We start from the raw sequence: 1961 nt of genomic DNA on the forward strand, positions 1-1961 counted from the left end.
CCGGCACCCCGCGCCGCCGCAACTCGTAGAGGAAGGGCAGGAACATGGCGCGCTCCCGCTCAGGCCTTCGTCCGGCGGCCCCGCCCGAAGGCCTCCGCCACCGCCATCAGGTCCTGCTCGCGCTTGAGCAGCGCCCCCAGGTACGGCAGGTTCTCGTCCAGCTTCAGGCTCGTGAGGCCGCTGGCCTTCAGCACGGAGATCCAATCGACGAGCTCGCTCGTGGACGGACGCTTGCGCAGCCGCGTGAAGCCCCGCAGCTCGTAGAAGATTTTCAGGGCCTGCTCCGCCAGCGACTCGTCCAGTCCGGGGTGGTGCACCTGCACGATGCGGCGCATCAGCTCCTGGTCCGGGAAGTCGATGAAGTGGAAGACGCACCGGCGCAGGAAGGCGTCCGGCAGCTCCTTCTCGTTGTTGCTGGTGATGATGACCACGGGGCGGTGCGTGGCCGCCACCTCGTCGTTGGTCTCCGTGACGCGGAAGCGCATCCGGTCCAGCTCGTGGAGCAGATCGTTGGGGAACTCGAGGTCCGCCTTGTCCACCTCGTCGATGAGCAGCACCACACGCTCGGGGGAGGCGAAGGCCTCGCCCAGGGGGCCCATGCGGATGTAGCGGCGGATGTCCCGCACGTCCCCGTCACCGAAGCGCGAGTCGTACAGGCGCTGCACGGTGTCATAGACGTACAAGCCGTCCTGCGCGCGCGTGGTGCTCTTCACGTGCCAGGTGAGCAGGCGCAGGCCCAGGCTCTCGGCGACGGCCTCGGCGAGCAGCGTCTTGCCCGTGCCCGGCTCGCCCCGCACCAGCAACGGGCGCTGGAGCGTCAGCGCGCAGTTGACGGCGGCCTGGAGGCCCTCGCTGGAGAGGTAGGAATCGGTTCCGCGGAAACGGATGGGAGTGGACGTCATGGCGTGCCCCTCCTTTAACACCGACCCGCGCCCGCCGCCCACCGGCGGAGCGTCCAGGCCCCGCCGGGGGTTCGGTTGGCCTAGCCGTTCACCAGCAGCATCGGCTCCGCGTCGATCTGCCGGCCCGTGAAGCGCAGCGTGGTGTCGCAGCTGTTGACCTGATTGCAGTTGTTCGTGGCCGTGTTCGTGCACGAGTAGAACAGGCCGATGGAGCCCTCGATGACATCTCCCCCGAAGAGTCCACCCTCCTTGTCGAAGGTGTAGGTGACTCGGTAGGTGCGGTTGGGGTCGGTCAGCGTCCGCTCGGCGACGAAGGTCGTCTTGTCGCCCGCGCCGGTGCTCACGATGACCTCGCCCGGGATGGAGAAGGTGGGGGCGTTGTTACCCGGGTTGTAGGTGATGGCGCCCACCTCCAGGTACTTCCGGTCCTCGGTGCCATCCCAGAGGCTCCACTGCTGGACGGACTGCACGTTGTTGGTCCGCGGCGTGGGCGCCGTCCCGTTGGGGTAGCAGCTCGCGGGCAGGTTGAGCAGGGGCGACTCGTCGACGGCCACCCGGTAGTACTTCGGCGGCTGGCCACAGCCCAGCAGGCCCCCCACCACCACGGCCGCCACCCCATACAACGTCGAACGCAGCTTCATGTCGTCTCTCTCATCCAGGCCCGCTGCCGGCCAGCGGGCGGGTTGCACGTCTCCGGGGGGACCGAGCGTCCCCAGCGGCGGCGCAGTATCCGCGTCCCGGGGTGGCTTGCAAGCTCCGAGGCGCTCCCACACGGCGGGGGGAGGCAGTAACTTCCCCCTACCTTTCCGCCTCCACGTGACGCACGAGCGAGCATGGCAACGACGCCTCTACGCATCGTCAGCTACAACGTCCGCTACTTCGGGCACGCCCTGCGCGGGCTCGCCAGCACGCTGGGGCCCAAGCGCCGGGTGGCCGCGGCCCTGGCCGCGTTGGAGCCGCTACCGGACATCATCTGCCTCCAGGAGGTGGAGACGCAGTCCTTCCGCAGCAGCGTCGCCCACCGGCGCGCCCGCCCGGACGAGACCCAGCTCGAGGCCT

General features: G+C 69.1%; 2 protein-coding genes and 1 pseudogene. 1 reads left to right on the top strand and 2 read right to left on the bottom strand.

Annotation, left to right across the window (positions count from 1 at the left end; all coding sequences use genetic code 11):
• Window positions 1-59: 59 nt before the first annotated feature.
• Both VF794_RS22300 and VF794_RS22305 read right to left on the bottom strand, forming a co-directional pair.
• Window positions 60-887 carry an AAA family ATPase gene (locus tag VF794_RS22300; RefSeq protein ID WP_414640940.1) on the bottom strand — a complete coding sequence of 276 codons (828 nt, stop codon included), beginning with the start codon at window positions 885-887 and terminating at the stop codon, window positions 60-62.
• A 95-nt stretch (window positions 888-982) separates the two neighbouring features.
• Window positions 983-1543, bottom strand: a complete 561-nt coding sequence (locus tag VF794_RS22305; protein ID WP_331113600.1) for a hypothetical protein — start codon at window positions 1541-1543, stop codon at window positions 983-985.
• A gap of 192 nt (window positions 1544-1735) precedes the next feature.
• Here VF794_RS22305 and VF794_RS22310 point away from each other — a divergent pair.
• Window positions 1736-1961, top strand: a pseudogene (locus VF794_RS22310) (endonuclease); the annotation flags it as partial.

It is taken from the genome of Archangium sp. (assembly GCF_036389735.1).
In the GTDB taxonomy this organism is placed as follows: domain Bacteria; phylum Myxococcota; class Myxococcia; order Myxococcales; family Myxococcaceae; genus Archangium.

What these genes read in the sequence shown, in the direction of transcription:
- VF794_RS22305 (WP_331113600.1), bottom strand. Translation starts at nt 1,543, where the DNA reads ATGAAGCTGCGTTCGACGTTGTATGGGGTGGCGGCCGTGGTGGTGGGG.